This is a genomic window from Mycolicibacterium sp. 624 (assembly GCF_040548615.1).
Classification (GTDB): domain Bacteria; phylum Actinomycetota; class Actinomycetes; order Mycobacteriales; family Mycobacteriaceae; genus Mycobacterium.
Map to the genome: position 1 here is coordinate 70,830 of NZ_JBEPRZ010000011.1, position 18,842 is coordinate 89,671.

Annotated in this window: 19 protein-coding genes; 5 read left to right on the top strand and 14 right to left on the bottom strand. The window is 66.1% G+C overall.

Annotated elements, in window-relative coordinates; genetic code table 11:
• Positions 1-45: 45 nt before the first annotated feature.
• From ABIA65_RS31715 to ABIA65_RS31725, 3 genes are read right to left on the bottom strand one after another with little or no spacing between them, the layout of a single operon-like run.
• Positions 46-867, bottom strand: coding sequence for a carbon-nitrogen hydrolase family protein (locus tag ABIA65_RS31715; RefSeq protein ID WP_354526066.1), 822 nt, complete (start codon positions 865-867; stop codon positions 46-48).
• On the bottom strand, positions 864-1,475 hold the full coding sequence (locus ABIA65_RS31720) for a DUF1989 domain-containing protein (RefSeq protein ID WP_354526067.1): 612 nt from the start codon (positions 1,473-1,475) through the stop codon (positions 864-866). The genes ABIA65_RS31715 and ABIA65_RS31720 overlap by 4 nt, the downstream gene beginning before the upstream one ends.
• A gap of 7 nt (positions 1,476-1,482) precedes the next feature.
• Positions 1,483-2,922 carry an APC family permease gene (locus ABIA65_RS31725; protein ID WP_502919644.1) on the bottom strand — a complete coding sequence of 480 codons (1,440 nt, stop codon included), beginning with the start codon at positions 2,920-2,922 and terminating at the stop codon, positions 1,483-1,485.
• A 323-nt stretch (positions 2,923-3,245) separates the two neighbouring features.
• On the opposite strand from ABIA65_RS31725, the gene ABIA65_RS31730 reads away from it, so the two are divergent.
• The 3 genes from ABIA65_RS31730 to mmsB are packed head-to-tail and all read left to right on the top strand — an operon-like array spanning position 3,246 to position 6,855.
• Positions 3,246-4,763 (top strand): CoA-acylating methylmalonate-semialdehyde dehydrogenase, encoded by a 1,518-nt coding sequence (locus ABIA65_RS31730; RefSeq protein ID WP_354526068.1) that lies wholly within the window; start codon positions 3,246-3,248, stop codon positions 4,761-4,763.
• Positions 4,764-4,777: 14 nt separating this feature from the next.
• Complete coding sequence (locus ABIA65_RS31735) at positions 4,778-5,941, top strand: acyl-CoA dehydrogenase family protein (protein ID WP_241400746.1); 1,164 nt, start codon at positions 4,778-4,780, stop codon at positions 5,939-5,941.
• An 11-nt stretch (positions 5,942-5,952) separates the two neighbouring features.
• A complete protein-coding gene (gene mmsB / locus ABIA65_RS31740; protein ID WP_354526069.1) occupies positions 5,953-6,855 on the top strand; it encodes a 3-hydroxyisobutyrate dehydrogenase in 903 nt (300 codons plus the stop codon).
• 9 nt (positions 6,856-6,864) lie between these two features.
• Here the strand turns inward: mmsB and ABIA65_RS31745 are convergent, their stop codons facing one another.
• The gene (locus ABIA65_RS31745) at positions 6,865-7,632 is read right to left on the bottom strand and encodes an HAD family hydrolase (protein WP_354526070.1); all 768 of its coding nucleotides are present in this window, start codon (positions 7,630-7,632) and stop codon (positions 6,865-6,867) included.
• Positions 7,633-7,749: 117 nt separating this feature from the next.
• Here ABIA65_RS31745 and ABIA65_RS31750 point away from each other — a divergent pair, with 117 nt between their 5' ends.
• Both ABIA65_RS31750 and ABIA65_RS31755 read left to right on the top strand, forming a co-directional pair.
• Positions 7,750-8,409, top strand: a complete 660-nt coding sequence (locus ABIA65_RS31750) for a response regulator (protein ID WP_241400749.1) — start codon at positions 7,750-7,752, stop codon at positions 8,407-8,409.
• Complete coding sequence (locus ABIA65_RS31755; protein WP_354526071.1) at positions 8,406-9,656, top strand: GAF domain-containing sensor histidine kinase; 1,251 nt, start codon at positions 8,406-8,408, stop codon at positions 9,654-9,656. The genes ABIA65_RS31750 and ABIA65_RS31755 overlap by 4 nt, the downstream gene beginning before the upstream one ends.
• A gap of 11 nt (positions 9,657-9,667) precedes the next feature.
• Here ABIA65_RS31755 and ABIA65_RS31760 read toward each other — a convergent pair whose 3' ends face one another.
• The 10 genes from ABIA65_RS31760 to secY all read right to left on the bottom strand — a co-directional run bounded on the left by ABIA65_RS31760 (position 9,668) and on the right by secY (position 18,765).
• The gene (locus ABIA65_RS31760; protein WP_354526072.1) at positions 9,668-10,171 is read right to left on the bottom strand and encodes a MarR family transcriptional regulator; all 504 of its coding nucleotides are present in this window, start codon (positions 10,169-10,171) and stop codon (positions 9,668-9,670) included.
• 38 nt (positions 10,172-10,209) lie between these two features.
• On the bottom strand, positions 10,210-11,247 hold the full coding sequence (locus tag ABIA65_RS31765; RefSeq protein ID WP_354526073.1) for a pyridoxal phosphate-dependent aminotransferase: 1,038 nt from the start codon (positions 11,245-11,247) through the stop codon (positions 10,210-10,212).
• Positions 11,244-12,281 (bottom strand): 3-oxoacyl-ACP synthase III family protein, encoded by a 1,038-nt coding sequence (locus ABIA65_RS31770; RefSeq protein WP_241400753.1) that lies wholly within the window; start codon positions 12,279-12,281, stop codon positions 11,244-11,246. The genes ABIA65_RS31765 and ABIA65_RS31770 overlap by 4 nt, the downstream gene beginning before the upstream one ends.
• 8 nt (positions 12,282-12,289) lie before the next feature.
• Positions 12,290-12,937 carry a DUF8713 domain-containing protein gene (locus tag ABIA65_RS31775; RefSeq protein ID WP_241400754.1) on the bottom strand — a complete coding sequence of 216 codons (648 nt, stop codon included), beginning with the start codon at positions 12,935-12,937 and terminating at the stop codon, positions 12,290-12,292.
• Complete coding sequence (locus ABIA65_RS31780; protein ID WP_354526074.1) at positions 12,918-14,618, bottom strand: thiamine pyrophosphate-binding protein; 1,701 nt, start codon at positions 14,616-14,618, stop codon at positions 12,918-12,920. Before ABIA65_RS31780 ends, ABIA65_RS31775 begins: the two co-directional genes overlap by 20 nt.
• Positions 14,619-14,687: 69 nt before the next feature.
• A complete protein-coding gene (locus tag ABIA65_RS31785; protein ID WP_241400756.1) occupies positions 14,688-15,428 on the bottom strand; it encodes an anti-sigma factor family protein in 741 nt (246 codons plus the stop codon).
• Positions 15,425-15,940 carry a sigma-70 family RNA polymerase sigma factor gene (locus ABIA65_RS31790; RefSeq protein WP_241400757.1) on the bottom strand — a complete coding sequence of 172 codons (516 nt, stop codon included), beginning with the start codon at positions 15,938-15,940 and terminating at the stop codon, positions 15,425-15,427. The genes ABIA65_RS31785 and ABIA65_RS31790 overlap by 4 nt, the downstream gene beginning before the upstream one ends.
• Before the next feature lie 159 nt (positions 15,941-16,099).
• Entirely contained in the window at positions 16,100-16,894 is a 795-nt protein-coding gene (map, locus tag ABIA65_RS31795; protein WP_241400758.1) for a type I methionyl aminopeptidase, read from the bottom strand.
• A gap of 3 nt (positions 16,895-16,897) precedes the next feature.
• Complete coding sequence (locus tag ABIA65_RS31800) at positions 16,898-17,443, bottom strand: adenylate kinase (RefSeq protein ID WP_241400759.1); 546 nt, start codon at positions 17,441-17,443, stop codon at positions 16,898-16,900.
• Positions 17,440-18,765 carry a preprotein translocase subunit SecY gene (gene secY / locus ABIA65_RS31805; RefSeq protein ID WP_241400760.1) on the bottom strand — a complete coding sequence of 442 codons (1,326 nt, stop codon included), beginning with the start codon at positions 18,763-18,765 and terminating at the stop codon, positions 17,440-17,442. Before secY ends, ABIA65_RS31800 begins: the two co-directional genes overlap by 4 nt.
• Positions 18,766-18,842: the final 77 nt, after the last annotated feature.

The window sequence follows — 18,842 nt, forward strand, 5'->3', positions numbered from 1 at the left end:
GAAGATCGATGCGACCACCGCAGACCTTCGCCGCGACCATGGCACTCAGTCGTGCGCTTCGAGTTGCCGCACAAGTGGATCGTTGAGCTCTGGACGCAGATCCAACAGATACGGGTTTCGATCTCGTGCGTCCCGAACCACCGCACTGTCAAGATCACCATAGATGAGCCCGTTGCCTGCGACGACCCGGGCGATCACCGTCCCATCCGGTGCGACGATGCTGCTGCGCCCCACATACACGGTGTCGCCCTCTCGACCTGAGCGATTGATGTACGCCACATACATCTGGTTCTCCCAGGCTCGTGTACGTATCACCGAATCCGCAACGAACTCGAACGGTTCCATCTGAGCTGTTGGGACAGCTAGGAACTCAACGCCTTCCAACGCCACCATCCGGGTGTTCTCGGGGAACTCGACGTCGTAGCAGATCATTATCCCGATGTGGACACCCTTGTACTCGACGACCGTCGCGGCCTTGTCTCCGGCCGTGAAGTACCTGCGATCGAGTTCACCGAACAGATGCGTCTTCCGGTGAGTCGCTCGCACGTTCCCCGATGGATCGACGAATACAGCGCTGTTGTAGAGCTTTCCGTCAGCAAGTTCGGGCAAGCCAACGATCAGGGCGATACCGTGATGTTCGGCCGTACGGCGTACCGGAGACAACAGGTCTTCGCCCGCGAGCGAACGTATGGGCTCCCCGATGTCATAACCCGTGACGAAGAGCTCCGGTGTGATCAGTATGTGCGCACCCTCGTTCGCAGCGGCATGGGCCGCCTGGGAAAGTTCGTCGAGGTTGGCCTCCACATCACCCGGGCTGCCCTCACTCTGGAGGCCTGCCACTCGGAGACGTCCGATGTAAGTACTCATGCTTCGCAGGAGATTTCGATCGTGACCGGATGAGGCGTCCCGTCGCCACCATTGGTGGGATAGTGATCGTCGGGACACGCCGAGAGCACCACTGTGAGATCCGTCAGCGCCTCGAGAGTGACGGCCATACCCGGCCTGAGCGGGGGCCGGGCGTACTCGACCACGCCGTCGGCACGGACGGTGGCCGTCATGAACAGGTTCCACGGCTGTGGCGGTTCGGCCAGGGCTCGCTCCGGCAATGCCTCGAGATAGTTCGAGGTACAACTGCGATGTCCGGGCGCACTCCCGAGGAACTGGTACATCGCACTGCTGCACGGCGCGATCAGGGTGTCGTGACGGATGCCCGTGTCGTCCGCAACGATCGTGAGCATCGGGTTGTACCTGTTGCTGATCAGGGTGTCGCCGGCGCTGAAGTAGATGCGTTCCATCACCTCACGACACTGCCCCAGCCCCAGGTATTCGGAGAGGTCACCTGAGTTGTGCGCCCAGAAGTCGACCACCTGTGTCCCATGAGGATTCGCGATCCTGAACACACCCCCGGTGCCGACGCTGACGGCCGCACCATGACCACCCGTGATCTCGATGACGGTTGTACTTGCTTGTCCCACGGCCACATCAGCCCCTTCTCGGAAGTACGAAGCCGTAGATCAGTGCTGCGACTGGCAATGCCGCCAACACCGAACTCACTACAGCTGATTGATCGGTGACCAGAGTGAAGTTGGACAGCACCAGGTACATGCTGGCGCACAGGCCACCTGCGGTGAGCAACGGAACGATGTAAGTGCTCACCACCCTGCCCCGACGTGCCACCCCGTCGCGGAGAAAGAACACCGGAACCGCAATGGAAGTCAGGATCAGGAGTACCAGCATGCCCACTGCTGAGATGCCTGCCATCGACGCGAACACCTGGACTAACGGATCCAGCCCGAGGGCTGCAACCACCACCACCAGTAGGAACGCAGTCGCAGATTGGAGAACCGACGACATGTGCGGGGAGCCCTCCGTGGGATGGACCTGACCGTACCTTGCCGGCAGGACCCCTTTGTTCGCGAGCGAGAACTGGTACCTCGTGATGACGTTGTGGAACGACAGGACACACGCGAACAAGCTCGTTACCAGGAGCACATGCATGAAGTCGCGGAACACCGAACCGACGTACACGTCGGCGGTGTCGAGCAGCGCGTTTCCTCCCTCATCCAGCGACTTCTGCACCACCTCCTTCACGTTCGCCGGACCCCATGCTTCAACGACCGCCCAACATGAGATCGCATAGAACACACCAATGATCGCGACTGACAGATATGTCGCACGTGGGATTGTCCGCTCGGGCTGACGGGCCTCGTCCCGGAACACCGCGGTCGCCTCGAATCCCATGAATCCGGCGAATGCGAACAGGACAGCAATGCCGAGCGGCCCGGATGTCGCCGCCTCAGAAGTGAAGGAGTATCCCGAGATCCCGTCGTGCCCACCCGCCACCAAGATGGCGGCATCGGTGACGAGAACAACCGCGATCTCGAGCACCAGGGCAACACCGAGGACCTTCGAGCTGAGTTCGATATTGCGGTAACCCAGATACGCCACCAGCACCAAGGTGGTGATCGCCCATACCCACCACGGCAACTCCGGCCCACCATAGGAGGTGACCAAATCGCCCAGTGCCCAACCCATGTAGCCGTACATTCCCACCTGAATGGCGGTGTAGGTGACAAGGGCGACGAATGCGGCACCCAATCCCCAACGGTCACCCAGACCTCTGGTGATGTAGGAGAAGAAGGCTCCGGCCTCGGACACGAACGGTGTCATTGTCACGAAGCCCACCGAGAACAGCATCAACAGCAAGCCCACGATCAGAAAGCCGAGCGGCGCTCCCGGACCAGGGCCTTCAGCGATAGCGAGGAGCCCGTCTCCCCCTATCACCGTCAGCGGGGCAGCCGCGGCCATGACCATGAGGACGATCCCCGCCACACCGAGTTGTCCGGTGAGCTTGCGTGGGGCTGCTGGCTCGGTAGCGCTCGAGCTGGCCTGGCGATGAGATTCTCGTTCCGAAGCAGTCACCTAGTAATTCCCCATCCGTAAATGTCCCGCGGGAGCCAATCGAGCTTTGCTGTGTTCTCGGTCATGTTTCCTCGATGTGAGTGAGACACGGCCCGACACCATGTACGACAGCGCTGAGAACTCGCTACAGATTGCGCTAGAGCAATGAACCAACCCATGCGCATTTGACGGCCCGTCGACACGGCGATCCGCCGACATCTGGGTGATTTCTGATCTTGCTGAAGCGGCACACAACTAACGGTGGCGGTTGACCCCTTGCGCATGCCGTCGACTATTTACTAGGATATCCAAGTAATTAGCGATCGTCGGCCTAGGGGCATGTCATGACCACAAAGATTCCGCACTTCATTGACGGCAAGCGCAGCGAGCTGGCCTCAACCCGCACGGCCGACGTCCTCAACCCGAGTACCGGCGAGGTCCAGGCGCAGGTCCTGCTTGCCTCGACCGCCGATGTCGACACGGCGGTGACCAGCGCCGTCGCCGCGCAGCGCGAATGGGCAGCCTGGAACCCACAGCGCCGTGCCCGCGTGCTGATGAAGTTCGTCGAACTCGTCAACGCCAACACCGATGAGCTGGCCGAACTGCTATCCAAGGAGCACGGCAAGACCGTCGCCGACTCGCGTGGTGACATTCAGCGCGGTATCGAGGTTATCGAGTTCGCGATCGGCATCCCGCATCTGCTCAAGGGCGAGTTCACCGAGGGCGCCGGAACGGGCATCGACGTCTACTCGCTGCGCCAGCCGCTCGGCGTCGTCGCAGGCATCACGCCGTTCAACTTCCCGGCGATGATCCCGCTGTGGAAGGCCGGGCCGGCACTCGCGTGCGGCAACGCCTTCATCCTCAAGCCCTCCGAACGCGACCCGTCGGTGCCGTTGCGCCTGGCCGAGCTGTTCATCGAGGCCGGGCTGCCAGCGGGCGTGTTCCAGGTCGTGCAGGGCGACAAGGAGGCCGTCGACGCGATCCTGCACCACCCCGATATCCAGGCCGTCGGCTTCGTCGGCAGCTCCGACATCGCGCAGTACATCTACTCCACCGCGGCAGCCAACGGGAAGCGCTCACAGTGCTTCGGTGGCGCCAAGAACCACATGATCGTCATGCCCGACGCCGACCTCGACAACGCGGTCGACGCCCTCATCGGCGCCGGCTACGGCAGCGCGGGCGAGCGCTGCATGGCGATCAGCGTCGCAGTGCCCGTCGGCGAGGAGACCGCGAATCGGTTGCGCGCCAGGCTCATTGAGCGAGTCAACAATCTGCGCGTCGGCCACAGCCTGGACCCCAAGGCCGACTACGGCCCACTGGTGACCGGCGCCGCCCTGGAGCGCGTCAAGGACTACATCGGCCAGGGTGTTGATGCCGGCGCCGAACTCGTGGTCGACGGCCGCGAACGCGCCAGCAATGAGCTCACGTTCGGCGACGCCAGCCTCGAGGGCGGCTACTTCATCGGGCCCACGCTGTTCGACCACGTCACCAGCGACATGTCGATCTACACCGACGAGATCTTCGGACCCGTGCTGTGCATCGTGCGGGCCCACGACTACGAGGAGGCGCTGGCGTTGCCGTCCAAGCACGAGTACGGCAACGGTGTCGCGATCTTCACCCGTGACGGTGACACCGCCCGCGACTTCGTGTCCCGGGTGCAGGTCGGCATGGTCGGCGTCAACGTGCCGATCCCGGTTCCGGTGGCCTACCACACCTTCGGCGGCTGGAAGCGCTCCGGATTCGGCGACCTCAACCAGCACGGCCCAGCGTCGATCATGTTCTACACCAAGACCAAGACCGTGACGCAACGCTGGCCCGCGGGATCCCACGGCGCCGAGTTCGTCATCCCCACCATGAAGTAGACCGGCACTCTGAAATGGACTATCACGGCTTGGACGACGACGAACGCGTGATCGCCGAGACGGCGGCGGCGTTCGCCGAGAAGCGGCTGGCCCCATACGCTTTGGAGTGGGATGCCGCCAAGCACTTCCCGGTCGACGTGTTGCGGTCATCCGCCGAGCTGGGCATGGCCGCGATCTACTGCCGCGACGACGTCGGTGGCAGCGGATTGCGCCGGCTCGACGGGGTGCGGATCTTCGAGCAGCTCGCGTACGCGGATCCCACCGTCGCGGCGTTTCTGTCGATCCACAACATGTGCACCTGGATGGTCGACACCTACGGCACGGACGAACAGCGCAAGAGCCTGGTACCCCGGCTCGCGTCGATGGACCTGATCGCCAGCTACTGCCTCACCGAGCCGGGCGCGGGGTCCGACGCGGGTGCGCTGCGCACCAGGGCGGTCAGGGACGGCGAGCACTACGTTCTCGACGGCGTCAAGCAGTTCATCTCCGGCGCGGGCGTCTCCGACGTGTACATCGTGATGGCCCGCACCGGCGGTGACGGACCCCGTGGCATCTCGGCCTTCGTTGTCGAGAAGGACACGCCCGGTGTGAGTTTCGGGGCCGACGAGGACAAGATGGGCTGGCACGCCCAGCCCACCGCTCAGGTGGTCTTCGAGGGGGCCCGGGTGCCCGCCGATGCGATGCTGGGCGGCACCGGCGGCGAGGGCACCGGGTTCGGCATCGCGATGTCGGGTCTCAACGGCGGCCGCATCAACATCGCCGCCTGCTCGCTGGGCGGAGCGCAGGCCGCCTACGACAAGACGCTGGCCTACCTGGCCGACCGCGAGGCGTTCGGCATGACCCTGCTCGACGAACCCACCATCCGGTTCACGCTGGCCGATATGGCGACATCACTTGAGGCATCGCGAAACCTGTTGTGGCGCGCCGCCTCCGCGCTCGATGACGACCATCCGGACAAGGTCACGCTGTGCGCCATGGCCAAGCGCTACGTGACCGACTCGTGCTTCACCGTCGCCGATCAGGCGCTGCAACTGCACGGTGGCTACGGCTATCTCACCGAGTACGGCCTGGAGAAGATCGTCCGCGATCTGCGGGTGCACCGCATCCTCGAGGGAACCAACGAGATCATGCGCGTGGTCATCGGGCGGGCAGCGTCCGTCCGGGCCCGCGCGTCTTAGGAGAGAAGTACATGACCACGATCGCATTCCTTGGACTCGGCCACATGGGTGGCCCGATGGCCGCCAACCTAGTGTCCGCCGGCCACACCGTCCGTGGCTTCGACCCGGTCGCCGAACTCAAGGACGCCGCGGCGGCCAAGGGCGCGCAGGTCTTCGACAGCGGCGCTGAGGCCGTCGCGGATGCGGATGTCGTCATCACCTCGCTTCCCAACGGCGACATCGTCAAGCGGTGCTACGCCGAGGTCCTTCCCGCCACCAAGGCCGGCGCGCTGTTCATCGACACCTCCACCATCTCCGTGGACGACGCGCGCGAGATCCACGCCAAGGCCAATGCCGCGGGCTTCGACCAGCTCGATGCGCCGGTGTCCGGTGGCATCAAGGGCGCCACCGCGGGCACGCTCGCCTTCATGGTCGGCGGTGAGGACGCCGCCGTCGAGCGGGCCAAGCCGATCCTGGATCCGATGGCGGGCAAGGTCATTCACTGTGGCGCCTCTGGTGCCGGGCAGGCCGCCAAGCTGTGCAACAACATGGTGCTTGCGGTGCAGCAGATCGCCATCGGCGAGGCCTTCGTGCTCGCCGAGAAGCTGGGCCTGCCCGCGCAGTCACTGTTCGACGTCATCACCGGCGCGACCGGCAACTGCTGGGCGGTGCACACCAACTGTCCGGTGCCGGGACCCGTGCCGGCCTCACCGGCCAACAACGACTTCACGCCGGGTTTCGCGACGGCGCTGATGAACAAGGACCTCGGCCTGGCGATGGCCGCCGTCGAGTCGACCGGTTCGGCCGCACCGTTGGGCACTCACGCCGCCGAGATCTATGCGAAGTTCGCCCAAGACCATGCAGGCAAGGACTTCAGCGCCATCATCGAGGCGCTCCGCGCCGGCGGGCAGGAGCGCAGTGACCCGGGGGAATAGTCCGAGTGACTATCGGCCGGACCAGTACCGGCGGTGCATGCCCTCGCAGCCCGACGCCAGCAGGCCGTCGTACTCCGAGCGCACCTCGGCGGCGCCGGTGAAGTCCGCACCTGCGGTGTAGTCCGTGGTCACCACGAGCGTCGCGAGTTTCGCCGCGCGCGCGGCCCGCAGGCCGTGCACCGTGCTGGCCACCGCCAGCGCAGCCTCTGGTCCGAGCCCGAGTTCCCACAGCGCGTGGCCGTGCAGATCCGGCTCGGGGCCGGGACGGGTGAGATCGTCGGGTGTCACCACGGTCTCCGCGATGCCGTCCCCGAGCAGCTGCCGGACCAGCGGCACCACCCAGGACCGTGCGCCCGCGCTGAGGACCGCGACGGGCGTTCCCGCGAAGTACAGGCTGTTCACCAGGTCCTCAAGCCCCTCGCGTGGGGTGACGTCACCGCTGAGCACCGACCGCTCGAACAGCTCGTTCTTGGTGCGGTAGACGTGCGCGGCGACCTCGGTGCTGACCCGGCCGAAGCCGCGCCGACGAAGGGCTGAGGCGATGCGTCGTTGTTCGTCACCGATGCGGGCCAGGCGGCCGTACTCCTGTACCGACCACCTGATATCCAGACCGTGCTCGGCGAACGCGGCGTTGAACGCCGCGCGCTGACCGTCACGCTCGACGTCGGCCAACGCCCCGTCGAGATCGAATATCACCGCACTCAGCGGCTCGACCGCGGCATCGGCGGGCCTACCCGAGTCCCACCAGAACGTCCGCTGCGCACACTCAACCTCCATGCTCCGTAGAGTGGCCCACATCACGCCCGTCCGACCTCCCCCATTCGGGGGATTCGGGTGGCCATTCGGGGTTGCCGTCTTGGGCTAGACAGTTCCCCACCGGAATAAGGTGAACCAATGGCGGCCACACCTGTCCGGCTCATGCTGGTCGACGATCACGAGATGGTCATCGAGGGTCTCAAGGCCATGCTGGCTGCCTTCAGCGACCGGGTCGAGGTCATCGGCCAGGCTGTCGGTGCCGAACGAGCGCTGCAGGTCGTCGACGACCTCGACCCCGACATCGTGCTGTGCGACGTGCGGATGGCCGGCGCCAGCGGTCTGGACCTGTGCGCCGAGCTGCGCGCCCGCACACCCGGCCGCAAGGTCGTCATGCTCTCGGTCTACGACGACGAGCAGTATCTGTTCCAGGCGCTACGGGTGGGGGCGTCGGGATACCTGCTCAAAAGCATCAGTAGCGACGAGTTGGTGCGCCAGCTCGAGTTCGCGCACCGCGGCGAGAGGGCGATCGACCCCGGCATGGCCGCCCGCGCCGTCGACACCGCGGCGCGCATGCAGCGTGACGAGTTCTGGCCGGGCGCACGGCAGGGCCTCACGCAGCGGGAGAGTGAGATCCTGTCCTGCGTCGTCAATGGCCTGTCCAACAAGGGCATCGCCACCAAACTGGTGATCGGCGACGAGACCGTCAAGACCCATCTGCGCTCGGTCTACCGCAAGCTCGGCGTCAGCGACCGCACGGGCGCCGTGGCGACCGCGCTTCGCGAGGGGATCTACCAGTGAGCTGGCCCGTGACACCCGGCAGGGCCAATGCCGTCCGCGATCTGGTCGACGCCGACCGCGAGTTGGCACTGCTACGTGAGCTGATCCAGGCGGCCTCCAGTGGTCCCGGGGTCGAGCCGCTGGCCGAGGCCGCGGCGCGCATGATCACCGCCGCCACCGCGACCGACGTGTGCTTCGTGCACGTGCTCGACGACACCGAGCGCTCACTCACCCTCACCGGCGCCACCCCGCCGTTTGACAGCGAGGTCGGAAAGATCCGGCTTCCGTTGGGGCAGGGTGTGTCCGGTTGGGTGGCCAGCCATCGCGAGCCGGTGGTGATCATCCACGACAAGGAGTCCGACCCGCGGTACATGCCGTTCGAGTCGCTGCGTGGTTCGGACTTCACATCCATGGTGTCGGTGCCGATGGAGACCGACCCCGGCGGGTTGGTCGGCGTGCTCAACGTGCACACCGTGGCGCGCCGCGAGTTCACCTCGCGCGACGTGGAACTGCTGCTGGTGATCGGTCAGCTGATCGCGGGTGCGATGCACCAGGCTCGTCTGCACCGCCAGCTCGTCGCCCGCGAGCGCGCCCACGAGAACTTCGTGGAGCAGGTGATCGAGGCCCAGGAGATCGAGCGCCGCAGGCTCGCCGGTGACATCCACGACGGGATCTCCCAGCGGCTGGTGACGCTGTCCTACCGGCTCGACGCCGCGAGCAGAGCCGTCAGTGACGACCGCGACGACATCGCGACGGCGGCCGAGCAGCTGGCGATGGCCCGCGAGCTGGTGGCGCTCACCCTGGGTGAGGCGCGCGCCGCGATCGGCGGCCTGCGCCCGCCGGTACTCGACGACCTCGGTCTCGCAGGTGGGCTGGCCAGCCTGGCACGCTCCATTCCCCAGGTCGACGTCGACGTCGACCTCGCCGACACCCGACTCCCCGATCACATCGAGATCGCGCTGTACCGGATCGCGCAGGAATGCCTGCAGAACGTCGTCAAACATGCCGAGGCGTCCAACGCCCGGTTGACGTTCGTCGTGAACTCCGACGAGTCCGGCGATACCGCACGGCTCGAGATCGTGGACAACGGCGTCGGTTTCGACACCTTCGAGAATCCGCTCGGCGGCGACGAGATGGGCGGTTACGGCCTGTTGTCGATGGCCGAGCGCGCCGAGATCGTCGGCGGCAGGCTCAACATCCGGTCGCGGCCGGGGTCCGGCACCATCGTGACGGCGACGATTCCCATACCGTCGCCGGTCATCGACTGAGCGCCGGCGCGTTAGAAGTCGCCGGCGTGGCGGCGCAGCGACTCGACGGCGGTGGCCAGTGTGCGGGAGTCCGCGTCCGACATCCCGATGTCGGCGAACACGTCGGTGTTGAGCGTCTCCGTGGCGTCCTCGACGGTCGATCGACCCAGATCGGTCAACCGCACCAGCGTGGTGCGACCGTCGGTGGGATGTGGGATGCGCTCGACCAGGCCATCGGTCTCGAGCCGCCTGATGGCGTGCGTGACGCTGGTGACGTGCACCTGAAGACGGTCGGAGGCCTTCGTGATCGGCAGCTCGCCACTGCTGGTGAACGCCAGCAGGCGCAGTAGCTCGAAACGCGAGAAGCTCAGGTCGTATGGCCGCAGCGCGTTCTCGACACGGGCCAGCAGGATCTGGTGCGCCCGCATGACCGACGTCACCGCGACCATGCCGTCTGCCACGTCACCCCAGCCGGCGCGCTCCCAGTTGTCGCGCGCGAGAGCGATCGGGTCATGCTTGGCGGGATGGGAGGGCACGCCCCTTCATACCGCACTCGACCGGCTGGATGCGCGAATCAGGTGCTCACCCACGCCTGAGCCAGCACAGCGAGGACCTCACGCGAGGACCGCCGACTGCCGATGCTGATCCGTACACCGCCGTCGGCGAAGTTGCGCACCCGTAGCCGCGAGTCGGCGAAGACCTCGCGCCACGGCCTCCCCTGCTCGGGCAGGTAGACGAAGTTCGCGTGACCCGCCGTGCTGTATACGCCCATCGAGCGCAGCTGGGCCCGGAGGTAACCACCCTCCGCACAGATCGCGCTGATCCGATGGCCCAGTTCGGCTTCCGCGTCATACGAGGCGGCGACACCCACCAACGCCGTGGATCCGATACCGAACGGCAGCTGCATGGTCCACAACCGCTGCGCCAGGTCCGGCGCGCAGAAGCCGTATCCGACACGTAACGCAGCAAGCCCGTACGCCTTCGAAAACGTCCGCAGAACGACGACATTGGGATACCGGGCCACAAGCGCAGGCCCGTCGAGCCGGTGCTCGGGGCTCAGAAACTCGACATAGGCCTCGTCGAGCAGCACGACGACGTCCGACGGCAACTGGCGCAGGAACCGTTCAACACCGTCGACGGACTCGATGGTGCCGGTCGGATTGTGCGGTCGGCACACCACGACGACGCGGGCCCCGGTCGCCGCCTCGGCCATGGCGTCCAAGTCGTGGTAGCCGTGGCGGTCGAGCGCGACGGTCACCGACTTCAGCCGGGCCATCTGCGCGAAGATCGGGTAACCGTCGAAGGTTGGCGAAGACATCACCATGACGTCGCCGGGCTCCGTGACGGCGTGCAGCACCTGCATGGCGACGCCGGTGGCGCCCGCGCCGACCACCACCTGGTCATCGCGCACGCCGACCCGGCTCGCGATCAGCGACCGCAACCGTTCCGGCAGGAAGTCGGGATAGCGGTTGGCCGTGTCCAGGGAGGCGACCAGCGCGGACCGCACCGACGGCAGCGGCGGGAAGGGATTCTCGTTGAGCGACAGCGCAAACGGGCTCTGCTCACCGACGAGCGACTCGAGGTCGCTGGCCACGGCCAACGGTGTACTCATGCGGCGCGCCCACCCCACCTGACGGCGGCGGCCCCGGCGAAGTCACCGGCGTGCGCGAACGCCGCCATCAGCACGACGTCACCCTTCGTGCACTTGCCGTCGGCGATCGCGCGATCGAGATTCACCGGGATACCCGCGGCGAAGAGGTTGCCGCACTCATCAAAGGTGTCGACGTGTCGCGCCTCGGGCAGCTCGAGCGCGTCACGCCAGTTGCGCAGGAACACCCGGTTCGGCTGGTTGGTGACCAGCAGGTCGAGGTCCTTTGGCGCCACACCGATTCGGTCGCAGACCGCATACGACACCTCCGGCACCTGCCGGTTGCCGCGCGCCAACACCTTGGTGATCTTGGTTTCGGTGAACCCGATGCAGCCCTCGCCCGGGCCGGCCTGCCACCACTTCCGGGGCGGGTCCACGGCGATGGTCATCTCGCCCGCGTACTCCCCGTACGTCCGGCATTCGACGCCAAGGATCGGCGACTCATCCGACGTGGTCAGCAGGCCGACGGCCGCGCCGTCGCCGGGTACCGCGGCCTGCGCCTTGCGCCGCACCGTCTTCTGGTCGAACACCTGCCCAGCGCAGTTCTGCGCGACGGCGATCAGCGCGGTCCGTCCCTCGCCGGAGGCCAGCAGGTTGCGGGCCAGCTTCATGCCCAACACGAAGGCCGCACACCCGCCGTTGTGCAGGTCGATGACCCAGTTCGGCTTCATACCAAGGCGATGCGCGATACCGCCACCGGCACCGTAGAACGGCATGTCGGGCAACTGCGTGTGGGTTATCAACACGTCGACGTTGCTCATCGTGTCGGTGCCGTGCCGGTCGATCAGACCGGCAGCGGCTCGCTCCACCATGTCGATGGCCGACTCGTCCGGCGCGACGTGGTGGCGGAATCGCGGCGCACGGAACATCAGGTTCTCGCGCAGGTCGTCGGAGTCGGCGAACTGCTGGTAGTAGTCGGCAGGAACCGGCGGACCGGGCAGGTAGGTCGCGACGTCGACAAGGCTGACGGCGGGCACTCGGGGATCAATTTCGGTCATGGGGCTACTCATCTCATCCACACCGGTGAGACCGGCAGGCCGTTGCGATACCGGTACTCGGCGATCGCCTTGAGGTTCCTCAGCTCCAGCAGGTGACCGGCGCCGAACATGTCCCAGAAGTCACCGACCCACACGGGCCGTTGCGGCGGCGCGGTCTCGGGGTAGGGATTGTGGTCGTAGAACGGGTGGTGGCAATTCGTCCAGAGCACCACCGAGCCGGGCTTGTCGAGCACCACCTGCGCGTCGACGACCCGCATCAGGTACACCATCCAGAGGTGGCGGCCCTGATCCCACGCGCAGTGGTAGTCGACGGTGCGTGCCTGCGGGTTGGCGACTGTGCGCGTGTAGATCTCGGTCTCCGACCCCAACCGGTCGTAGGCCACCCACAGCCCCGGTTCCTCGGTTGGCGTGAAACCGCGCAGGCTGTAGGTCCACTCCTCCAGGCTGCGGGTGTCCGACAGGTACTCGTACAGTTCGTCTGGCGGGCAGTCGATGTAGTCGTTGACGGTGCAGTACTCGCCAAACACCTGGTCGTGCGGGTACACCGATCGCATCATCTCCAGGATGATCGGCGTCGCCTTCTCACGCGGTGCATTCTCGATGCGAATCACGCCGTCAATGGGGGTAGTTATGTCGTCAAGCGCGGGCAGCGACATGGTCGGTCATCTCCTCGTCAATCGGTTGGTGTTGGATAGCAGCGAGAAACGGTGCGAAGGACGGGATCTCGTCTGCCGAGCACTCGATGCTCACGACCGACGGCCCGGTGTGTGCGAATGCGTCGCGCAGGGTCGCGGACAGGACCGCGGTGTCGACGACGTCGATGGACGGCAGACCCGGGAACATCGCGGCCAGGCCGGCACCGAGCCGGCTCGGTGTGAAGCGGTTGTAGCTGTACTGATCTCCGTAGAACAGTTGTTCGCGGCTGACGCACATGGCATGGGCGTTGTTGTTGAACAGCACCACGGTGATCGGCAGCTCATACTGAATCGCGGTGTGAATCTCCATGCCGTGCATGAAGAACGAGCCGTCGCCCGCGATGACGACGGTCCTGCGCCGCCTGGCGAAGCACATGCCGATCGCGGCGCCGAAGCTGTAGCCCATGCCACCCATACCGAGCGCGACGACGAACCGCCCGTCCCGCCGCACGGGGAGGTGGTGGATCGCCGCTGCGCCGCTGTTGCCCGCATCCACGACGATGTCGGCGTCATGGGGTAGCGCCTCGTCGAGCGCCGTCATGGCGGCGCGGTAGCGCACGCCGCGGCCGTCGTGCTCGGGTGGCTGTAACTCGCGTCGTGGCATGGCGTTACACACCCGCAGCCCTCGAGGCCGGCCCACCCCGGTCAACGCGCGGACGAGCTCGCTCAACGACGTGCGCAGATCACCGGAGTGCACGTGCAGGCCCGGCACATAGGGCCGCACCGACCCGATCGACACCACCGACACTCGGTCGAGTGCGTCGTCGAGCCCGGCTCGGGCGGTGACCGGCAGTCGCGCGCCGACCAGGAGACACACCGAGCTGTCCGCCACCGCGTCCGCGACAGCCGGGTGCCCCATCACGCCGGTGACGCCAAGCGCCGACGAGGCGCCTAGACCCGGTGACCCACTGGTGTCCTTCGCGTCGGGCACCGTCGCGACGGAGGCGCGCAGCACGGCGCGCAGTTCCTCCAGTTCGGCGCGAGCGTCGTCGCGGGCAACCTGTTCACCGGCGATGATGGTGACCGGGCCGAGCGCGCACCGCAGTGCGTCGACGACCGGCGCGAGGTCCTCGACCCATGCCCCCGCCACCATGTCATCGACATCTGCCACCTCGATGATGCTCTGCTGTACGTCCTTTGGCAGCAGCAGTACAGCCGGGCCGCCGGAGTGTGCGGCAGCGATGGCCTCGGGAAGTGCGGTGACGATATCGGCGGGGTCGACGATTCGGCGGCAGTACACCGACACCGCGGAGAACACCGCGACGGCGTCGATCGATCCGCCCAGTCCACTGGTGTCCTGGAAGCTGCCCTGCCCGTCCATCACTGTCGGAGCCTGGCCAACGAGCGCCAGCACCGGGACTCTACTGGTGTAGGACTCCCCCAGTGCTGCAACGAGGTTCAGAGATCCGCCACCCGATGTGGCAGCCACCACGCCGAGACTCGCCGACGCCCTGGCCAGACCGTCGGCCATGGCTGCCGCCGAGAACTCGTGTTTGGCCAGCACGCCGGTGATGTCCTCCCGACCGAACATCGCGTCGTAAAGGTCCTCGATGTTGGCACCGTCCACCCCGAAGACGAAACCGACCCCATGAGTCGCAAGTCCGTCGACGATGTGGTCGACCACCCGGCCTCTGCTGACCATCGCTCACCTGCTTCCTGATCTGCAGGTGACACGACGTCGGTGGCGTCGGGGTTCACCGCATCAGGGAACTCACAGGGTGCGCTCAAGCAGTACCTTTCCCGTGTCGGTGGAAACCAGTTGCACCGAGGCGATTTCCTCCTTCGGCAACGGCGTGTTGCCACTGGGCAGGGCGGTGGCCCCGGACAGGCCGAGCCAGGTGGCGATCTGGGTCGCCTTGCCATCCCTGCCGACGACCACCATGCCGAGGTTGCTCGGCGGGGCGCTGCCACCACCGGACCACTGGCCGTACGAGCACGCCATGTCGATGCGCGTACCCCACCCGTAACTGCTCAACGCAACGGTCGCGCTGAACGGCGTCGGCTCGAGCTTGGTCATCTCGAGTTCCTGCGCAACGACCTGCGACGACCCGCTCTGCAGCCCGAACACGCCCGGCCGGATGGCGACCACGAGACCGATGGCCACCAGCGCGGCCGCCACACCGACGGCGGTCGCCATCAACCACCGCGACCGGCGGCGGCGCCACCGCACCTTGTCCAAGACCTGCTGACGCACCTCCGGCCGCAGTGGCGGCGGCTCGGCCTGCGCGGTGCCCAGCGACTTCACATCCTCGGCGTCGAGCATGGCCAGCAGCGCCGGCATGCCGGAGATGTCGGCAACGGCGGCCCGGCATCGGTCGCACGTCCGCATGTGCGCCTCGTACTCGCGTCGCTCCACACTCGACAGCGAACCGAGCACGTACGCGGCATCCCACGTCGCGTATCGGTCGCCCTCGAGCGATTCCACGCTTCGGGGTCCACCCAGTTGGGTCATCGTGTCACCCCCATCTCCTGCAGGTTGAGTCGCAACGCGCGTACCGCGTAGTGCAGCCGGGACTTGACGGTGCCCTCGGCGATCTGCAGTGCGGTCGCGATCTGGGCGACGCTCTGCCCCTGGTAGTAGGCCCTCATGATCACCGCGCGGTGATCCTCCGACAGTTCACTCATGGCCGTGCCCAGCAACAGCTTGTCCAATGCGTGATCCACCTGGTCGGGCCCCGCCTGATCGGCGACCGCCTCGATGTCGGCGGTCCCGGACTCGTTGCGGAATCGAGCACTGCGCCGCTCGTCGATGATCAGGTTGCGCGCGACGGTGAACAACCACGCCCTCGCTGAACGGTCGGCGTCATACGTGACCTCTGGATGACGCCAGGCGCGCAACAGCGTCTCCTGCACCACGTCCTCCGCGCGAGCCGCGTCTCCGGTCAACCGCATGACGTAGCGCCAGAGCGCGCCTGCGTGCTCGTCGTAGAGAACCCTCATCATGGCGGCCTCAGGATCATCCATTCCCAACCTCCGCCAGTTAACACGCAGCGGACCGCTGCGCGGTTCAACCGAGACGACAGGTCTTGTGCGCAACTACAAGGGACTATGCCCTAACTTCGCCGGTCACGAAAGGTGCGGGCGCCGATTCACCGCGCAAACGCGGGCAACGCCCCGCGAGCCCTACAGCGTGAGGATTCGCGGTCCGTCGTCGGTGACCGCCACGGTGTGCTCCCAGTGCGCGGCACGGGAACCGTCGGTGGTGACGACTGTCCAGTCGTCCGACAGCACCTTGGTGTTCGTGGTGCCCAGCGTGAGCATGGGTTCGATGGCCAAAACCGATCCGGGTTCCAGATAGGGGCCGCGGCCGGGTGAACCCTCGTTGGGCAGGAAGGGGTCCATGTGCATCTGCCTGCCGATGCCATGACCGCCGTAGCCCTCGACGATGCCGTACTTGCGGCCGTGGCTCTCCTCGGCAGCGCGAGTGCCGTTCTCGATCGCGTGCGAGACGTCGGTGAGTCGGTTACCCGGCACCATTGCCGCGATACCGGCCTCCATCGACAGCCGGGTTGCCTCCGACAACAGCTCGTCGGCGGGGATCAGCGGGCCGACTCCGAAGGTTAACGCCGAGTCACCATGCCAGTCGTCGAGGATGGCACCGCAGTCGATCGACACCAGATCGCCGGCCACCAGCACCTCGTCGCGCGCGGGGATCCCGTGCACGACGCGGTCGTTGACCGAGGAGCAGATGCTGGCGGGAAACCCGTGATAACCGAGGAACGACGGGATACCGCCACCGTCGCGGATGACGGCCTCGGCCACGGCGTCGAGGTCAAGCGTCGACACTCCGGGGACGGCGGCGGCGCGCACCGCCTTGAGCGCCTTGGCCACCAACGCACCCGCCGCGGCCATGGCGTCGAGTTCTGCGGCGCTGCGTGTGGCGACGACCTTGCGGCGCCTACCGGGCAGGCCGATCATCGACTACCTACCGAGCGCCTGCAGTGCTCGGGCGAACACCTCGTCGAGCGTGCCGATGGCATCCACCGTCTTGAGTTCGTCGCTGTAGTAGTCCAGCAGCGGCGCAGTCTCGTCGCGGTACACGTTCATGCGGTTGAGGATGATGTCATCGGTGTCATCGGCGCGGCCGCGGCCCTTGAGGCGTGCGAGCAGCTCGGCCTCGGAGACGCGGAACTCGACGACAGCATCAAGTTTCAGATTGCGCTTCGCCAACATGTCGCGCAGCGCCTCGGCCTGTTCCACCGATCGCGGGTAACCGTCGAGGATGAAGCCGTCGGCGGCGTCGGCGTTGCTGATCCGATCGTCAACCAGCGCATTGGTCAGCGTGGAGGGCACCAGGTCGCCGGCGTCGAGGTACTTCTTGGCCTCGAGCCCCAGCTCGGTCTCGTTGCTGATGTTGTGGCGAAAGAGGTCGCCGGTGGAGATGTGCGGAATGCCGAGCTTCTCGGCCAGCTTCTCCGCCTGTGTGCCCTTGCCAGCGCCCGGCGGGCCAAGCAAAACGATTCTCACTTGAGGAACCCTTCATAGTTTCGCTGCATCAGCTGGCTCTCGATCTGCTTCACGGTGTCCAGGCCGACGCCGATCATGATCAGCACCGCGGTACCGCCGAACGGCAGGTTCTGGACGGAACCGGTGTTGCCCATCTCCAGGAAGAGGTTGGGCAGCACGGCGATCACACCGAGGTAGATGGAGCCCGGCAGAGTGATGCGACTGAGTACGTACCGCAGATAGTCGGCGGTCGGCTTGCCGGGCCGGATGCCCGGAATGAATCCGCCGAACTTCTTCATCTCATCGGCACGCTCATCGGGATTGAACGTGATCGAGACGTAGAAGTAGGTGAAGAAGATGATCAGGCCGAAGTAGATCGCGATATAGGCCGGGCTGGCGGGGTTCGTCAGGTAGTTCGCGACGAACTTGGCCCACCACCCACTGCCCGGGTTGGCGCTACCACTCTGGATGAGCTGGGTGATCAGCTGGGGCACGTAGATCAGCGACGACGCGAAGATGACCGGGATGACGCCGGCCTGGTTGACCTTCAGCGGCAGGTAGGTCGAGGTGCCGCCGTACATCTTGCGGCCGACCATGCGCTTGGCGTACTGCACCGGGATACGGCGCTGGCCCTGCTCGACGAAGACCACACCGACGATGATGATCAGTGCCGCGACGCAGACCAGCGCGAAGACCATGCCGCCACGGCTCTCGAGGATGGTCTGGCCCTCCGCGGGAATGCGGGCTGCGATACCGGCGAAGATCAGCAGCGACATGCCGTTGCCGATGCCACGCTCGGTGACCAGCTCGCCCATCCACATCACCAGCGCTGCGCCTGCGGTCAGCACCAGCACGATGACGACGAGGGTGAAGATCGACGAGTCCTGGATGATCTCCAGCGAGCAGCCCTGCAACAGGCCACCGTTGGCGGCCAGCGCGACGATCGACGTCGCCTGGAGAACCGCCAGCGCGATGGACAGATAACGCGTGTACTGCGTCATCTTGGCCTGGCCGGACTGGCCTTCCTTGCGCAGCTGTTCGAAGCGCGGAATCACCACCGTCAGCAGCTGCACGATGATGCTGGCGGTGATGTAGGGCATCACGCCGACCGCGAATACCGACAGCTGCAACAGCGCGCCGCCGGAGAACAGGTTGATCAGCGAGTAGATCTGCGCCGAGTCACCGCCACTGACCTGCTCGATGCACTTCTGCACGTTGGGATAGTTCACACCGGGAGACGGCAGCGAAGCGCCGGCTCGATACAGGATGACTATGCCCAGAGTGAAGAGGATCTTGCGTCTGAGGTCGGCCGTCCGCAGCGATGAGATAAAAGCCGAAAGCACTCTTCCTCCTGCGCAGCCGAGTCCGAGTCGCGGCGTGCAAATGGGGCTGGCTTGACCAGCGCATTGGGGTTACGTCC

What these genes read in the sequence shown, in the direction of transcription:
- ABIA65_RS31715 (WP_354526066.1), bottom strand. Translation starts at nt 867, where the DNA reads ATGAGTACTTACATCGGACGTCTCCGAGTGGCAGGCCTCCAGAGTGAG.
- ABIA65_RS31730 (WP_354526068.1), top strand. Translation starts at nt 3,246, where the DNA reads ATGACCACAAAGATTCCGCACTTCATTGACGGCAAGCGCAGCGAGCTG.
- ABIA65_RS31735 (WP_241400746.1), top strand. Translation starts at nt 4,778, where the DNA reads ATGGACTATCACGGCTTGGACGACGACGAACGCGTGATCGCCGAGACG.
- mmsB (WP_354526069.1), top strand. Translation starts at nt 5,953, where the DNA reads ATGACCACGATCGCATTCCTTGGACTCGGCCACATGGGTGGCCCGATG.
- ABIA65_RS31745 (WP_354526070.1), bottom strand. Translation starts at nt 7,632, where the DNA reads ATGGAGGTTGAGTGTGCGCAGCGGACGTTCTGGTGGGACTCGGGTAGG.
- ABIA65_RS31750 (WP_241400749.1), top strand. Translation starts at nt 7,750, where the DNA reads ATGGCGGCCACACCTGTCCGGCTCATGCTGGTCGACGATCACGAGATG.
- ABIA65_RS31765 (WP_354526073.1), bottom strand. Translation starts at nt 11,247, where the DNA reads ATGAGTACACCGTTGGCCGTGGCCAGCGACCTCGAGTCGCTCGTCGGT.
- ABIA65_RS31770 (WP_241400753.1), bottom strand. Translation starts at nt 12,281, where the DNA reads ATGACCGAAATTGATCCCCGAGTGCCCGCCGTCAGCCTTGTCGACGTC.
- ABIA65_RS31775 (WP_241400754.1), bottom strand. Translation starts at nt 12,937, where the DNA reads ATGTCGCTGCCCGCGCTTGACGACATAACTACCCCCATTGACGGCGTG.
- ABIA65_RS31780 (WP_354526074.1), bottom strand. Translation starts at nt 14,618, where the DNA reads ATGGTCAGCAGAGGCCGGGTGGTCGACCACATCGTCGACGGACTTGCG.
- ABIA65_RS31785 (WP_241400756.1), bottom strand. Translation starts at nt 15,428, where the DNA reads ATGACCCAACTGGGTGGACCCCGAAGCGTGGAATCGCTCGAGGGCGAC.
- ABIA65_RS31790 (WP_241400757.1), bottom strand. Translation starts at nt 15,940, where the DNA reads ATGGATGATCCTGAGGCCGCCATGATGAGGGTTCTCTACGACGAGCAC.
- map (WP_241400758.1), bottom strand. Translation starts at nt 16,894, where the DNA reads ATGATCGGCCTGCCCGGTAGGCGCCGCAAGGTCGTCGCCACACGCAGC.